Below are 4,539 nucleotides of genomic sequence, written 5' to 3'. Positions count from 1 at the left end.
TTTTCGCAGGCCTCGCGCGCATGCCGCGGCGCACGCTCGGCGGCATCGGCCAGTGCCGCCAACCGTTTACCTTCGGCGGCACCGCCGTAGGCGTCGACGGCGATCGCGCGGGCCACCACGGCGCGGCGGGCCAACCCGGCGTCCAGCGCCTGCCACGAGAGGTCATAGCGCACGTGCAAGCGGTCGAGCCGGTTGGCGGTCTGATACACCCACCCCGCGAACAGCACCAGCACCGCGACCAGCACGGCGATCGCCACAGCCAGCCAAACCATCAGCTGGCCACCTGGACCTTTGTGCCCGAGCCGGCGACCGTCTCGTAGACCCGCATGATCTGGTTGGCCACCACCGACCAGTCGTATCGGCGCACCGCCTCGGCGCCGGCCGCGATGTAGCGTTCCCGCAAGACGTCGTTGTGCAGCACCTCGGCCAGCGTGGCAGCCAGCGCGGCCGGATCGTCGACGGGCACCAAGCAGCCGGCCTCGCCGTCGCGCAACACCCGCCGAAACGCATGCAGGTCGCTCGCCACCACCGCGGTACCCGCGGCCATCGCTTCGACCAACACGATGCCGAAGCTCTCGCCGCCGGTGTTGGGCGCGCAGTAGACATCGGCGCTGCGCAACGCCGACGCCTTGCCGGCATCGTCGACCTGACCCAGGAAACGCAGGTGACCCACGAATTCGCCTGCCTGGCTGCGTAATTCGTCTTCGTCGCCGCGGCCGACGATCAGCAGCTGCACGTCCGGGAACTGCTGCACCAGCATTGGCAGCGCGCCGAGCAGCACGCTCATGCCCTTGCGGGGCTCGTCGTAGCGGCCCAAGAACAGCACGGTCTTGCCGGCCCGCGGATACCCGTCCAGTCGCGGCGCCGACGCGAAGGACGCCACGTCGACACCGTTGGGAATCTCCACCGCGTCAGAGCCGAGTGCTTCCATCTGCCAGCGCCGCGCAAGATCGGAAACCGCGATGCGGCCGACGATCTTTTCGTGCCAAGGCCGCAGCACCCCTTGGAACACCGACAGGGTCAGCGACTTGGTCGTCGATGTGTGAAACGTCGCCACGATCGGGCCCTCGGCGACGCGCAGTGCCCACATCGACAGGCTGGGCGCGTTGGGCTCGTGCAAGTGCAGCACGTCGAAGTTGCCGTCGGTCAGCCAGCGCCTGACTCTGCGGTGCACCGCGGGGCTGAACTGCAGCCGGGCCACCGAGCCGTTGTAGGGAATCGGAACCGCTCGGCCCGCAGAGACCACGTAGTCAGGCAGCTTGACGTGGGGTGACGACGGTGCCAGCACGCTGACCATGTGCCCGCGGGCACGCATCACCTCGGCCAGCTGCAACACATGCGACTGCACCCCGCCGGGGACGTCGAACGAGTACGGGCACACCATGCCGATCCGCATCAGGCGGCCCCCAGACTGGCCCGGCGCTCGTCCGACAGATCGGCCAACCATTGCGGCTGCAGCATGTGCCAGTCGGCGGGGTAGGCGGCGATGTTGTCCGCGAACCGGTCGGCCAGCGCCTGGGTGATGACGCCGACGTCGCCGCTCGTGCAGTCCAGCGCCGGATAAATCTCGGCACGCGAGCCGTCGCGCTCGAACCAGCAGTGCGCCGGCAGCAGGGCCGCCCCGGTCTCGATAGCGAGCTTGGCCGGCCCCGCGGGCATCCGGGTGGGTTCCCCGAAGAAATAGACCTGAACCCCGGTGCGGGTGAGGTCGCGCTCAGCCATCAGGCACACCACCCTGTTGTCGGCCAGCCGTTCGCAGAGCAGCTCGAACGGCGGGCGCTGGCCGCCGGACAATGGCAGCACCTCGAAGCCGAGGCTCTCGCGGTAGTCGATGAACCGCCGGTATAGCGACTCGGGTTTGAGCCGCTCGGCGACGGTGGTGAAGGTGCCGTGGGTCTGCGCCAGCCAGACCCCTGCCATATCCCAGTTCCCGCTGTGTGGCAGGGCCAGCACCGCTCCCCGACCGGCCGCCAGCGCCGCAGCCAGATGCTGCTGGCCGCCGATCGATTCGTGAAGCTGGCGGGCCAGCGCGCGGTGGTCCATCGTCGGCAACCGAAACACCTCCCGCCAGTACCGGGCGTAGGAGGCCAGCGAGGCACGCATCAGCGTACCGGGCACGTCGGCCGGGGGCACGCCGATGACGCGGGCCAAGTTCTTGCGCAGCTGGTCCGGCCCGCCGTTGCGGGCGGCGTAAAGGGCCCCGGCGTCGAAGACGTTGCGGGCGGCCAGCTCCGGCATGGCGCGCACCAGCCGCCAGCCCGCTGCGTATCCCAAGTCCTTCATCCGGCCACCCAGCGGCAAGCGGCTGACGTCAGGCACTCTCAGACCCGCCGGGATCGAGATCACGGTTCGCTCGTCTCCGGCTTGCCGTGCTCGTCCGGCGCGCCGAACGGTTCCGCTGCGCCAGCGGAGTGCCGCACAGTGTGCAGCCGTTGGGCGCAGGTGATCATGCTGGCCACCGCCAGCACCCACATCGCCACGGGCAGCGCCCAATGCAGCGGGAACACCGGCAGATCCGACAGGCCGGCACCCACCAGCACGATGATCAGCCGCTCCGGTCGTTCGATAAAGCCGCCGTCGCCGCGCAGCCCGCTGGCTTCGGCGCGGGCCTTGATATAGGAGATCACCTGCGAGGTCACCAGGCAGATCATCGTCGCCACCACCAGCGACGGGCTGCGCAGACCGAACGCCGCCCACCACAACAGCCCGCAGAACACCGCGCCGTCGCTGATGCGGTCGCAGGTGGCGTCCAGCACCGCGCCGAAGCGGCTGCCGCCGCCGCTTTCCCGCGCCATCGCCCCGTCGAGCATGTCGAACATGACGAAGAACCAGATCACGAGTGTGCCGACGAACAGTCGGCCGGTCGGAAACAGCGTCAGCGCTGGCAGCACCGCCGCCGCGGTGGCCATGATCGTGACGCTGTCTGCGGTCAAGCCGGCTCGCAGCAACCCCCGCGCCAGCGGTGTGGTGACGCGTGCGACGCCTTCCCGGGACAGAAGCCTACTCAATGGCGCCGCTCCTCCTCATCGCCACGCTCTGCATCGTCGCCGGCGCGCTCACGGCTGTTTCGCCCACTCGGTGGCCAGCAGTTGGCGGGTGTCGCGCAGCAGCTGGGGGATGACCTTGGAGTCGCCGATGATCGTGATGAAGTTCGCGTCCCCGCCCCAGCGCGGAACCACGTGCACGTGCAGGTGCTCGGCCAGCGAGCCGCCCGCCGAGGTCCCTAGGTTGACGCCGACGTTGAAGCCGTGCGGCCGCGACACCGCCTTGATGACGCGAATCGCCTTCTGGATGAAGGCCATCAGCTCAGCGCTTTCCTCTTCGGTGAGATCCTCCAGTTCGGATACCCGCCGATAGGGCACCACCATCAGGTGCCCCGGGTTGTACGGGTACAAATTGAGCACCGCGTAGACCAGTTCGCCGCGGGCCACCACCAACCCGTCCTCGTCGGAGAGCTGCGGGATGTCGGTGAACGGCTGAGCCGAGGCGGAGTTGTCGCGCCGCAACGGCGCTTCGGCCAAATAGCTCATCCGGTACGGGGTCCAGAGCCGCTGCAGGTGGTCGGCTTCGCCGACACCCCGGTCGACGATCGTGCGCTCGTCGGCGCCGGAGCCGGTGATGGTGGGCTCATCGGCGTCTCGCTCCGCAGCCGCACGTTCCGGGTCACTCACGTCCGCCCACCTTCACCAGATCAGCTGTGGGAGCGGCATTTTCGCGGCCGGCGATCCATTCCACGATGGCGGCGACGGCGTCGTCGCGGGCGATGCCGTTGATCTGGGTACGGTCACCGAACCGGAAGCTCACCGCGCCGGCTTCGATGTCGCGGTCGCCGGCCAGCAGCATGAACGGCACCTTTTGGTTGGTGTGGTGGACGATCTTCTTGGCCATCCGGTCGTCGCTGGTGTCGACCTCGACCCGCACTCCCCGGGACTTCAGTTGCGCGGCAAGGTCTTCCAGATACGGTACGTGGTGGTCGGCGACGGGGATGCCGACCACCTGCACCGGCGCCAGCCAAGCCGGGAACGCGCCGGCGTAATGCTCGGTGAGGATGCCGAAGAACCGCTCGATGGACCCGAACAGTGCCCGGTGGATCATCACCGGCCGTTGCCGGCTGCCGTCGGCGGCGGTGTACTCCAGCTCGAAGCGCTCCGGAAAGTTGAAGTCCAGCTGGATGGTCGACATCTGCCAGCTGCGGCCCAGCGCGTCGCGAGCCTGCACCGAGATTTTCGGGCCGTAGAACGCCGCCCCGCCCGGATCGGGCACCAGCTCCAGCTCCGACTCCCGGGCAACTTCGGCCAGCGTGGCAGTGGCTTCGTCCCACACTTCCTCGGAGCCGACGAACTTCTCCGGATCCTTCGTCGACAGTTCGAGGTAGAAGTCTTCGAGCCCATAGTCACCGAGCAGGTCGAGCACGAACCGCAGCAGCGACACCAGCTCGTCGCGCAGTTGCTCGCGGGTGCAGAAGATGTGCGCGTCGTCCATGGTGAACCCGCGCGCCCTGGTCAACCCGTGCACCACACCTGACTTCTCGTAGCGGTA

At 68.5% G+C, this 4,539-nt stretch carries 5 protein-coding genes and 1 pseudogene; all 6 read right to left on the bottom strand.

From position 1 onward, the window contains the following. A pseudogene (locus VFA16_RS18470) lies at positions 1-272 on the bottom strand (exopolyphosphatase); the annotation flags it as partial. Further along, positions 272-1,396, bottom strand: coding sequence for a glycosyltransferase family 4 protein (locus VFA16_RS18465; protein WP_324969204.1), 1,125 nt, complete (start codon positions 1,394-1,396; stop codon positions 272-274). The gene VFA16_RS18465 and the pseudogene VFA16_RS18470, both read right to left, overlap by 1 nt. Beyond that, a complete protein-coding gene (locus VFA16_RS18460; protein WP_324969206.1) occupies positions 1,396-2,283 on the bottom strand; it encodes a phosphatidylinositol mannoside acyltransferase in 888 nt (295 codons plus the stop codon). Before VFA16_RS18460 ends, VFA16_RS18465 begins: the two co-directional genes overlap by 1 nt. 59 nt (positions 2,284-2,342) lie before the next feature. Then, complete coding sequence (gene pgsA, locus VFA16_RS18455) at positions 2,343-3,008, bottom strand: phosphatidylinositol phosphate synthase (protein ID WP_324969203.1); 666 nt, start codon at positions 3,006-3,008, stop codon at positions 2,343-2,345. Positions 3,009-3,056: 48 nt separating this feature from the next. Continuing rightward, positions 3,057-3,620 (bottom strand): HIT domain-containing protein, encoded by a 564-nt coding sequence (locus VFA16_RS18450; RefSeq protein ID WP_324969205.1) that lies wholly within the window; start codon positions 3,618-3,620, stop codon positions 3,057-3,059. 43 nt (positions 3,621-3,663) lie between these two features. Then, a partial coding sequence (locus VFA16_RS18445) for a threonine--tRNA ligase (RefSeq protein WP_324969202.1) occupies positions 3,664-4,539 on the bottom strand: 876 nt, incomplete at its 5' end.

This window comes from Mycobacterium sp., from assembly GCF_035653355.1.
GTDB lineage: Bacteria > Actinomycetota > Actinomycetes > Mycobacteriales > Mycobacteriaceae > Mycobacterium.
This window is presented reverse-complemented; position numbering and strand designations above follow the sequence as displayed.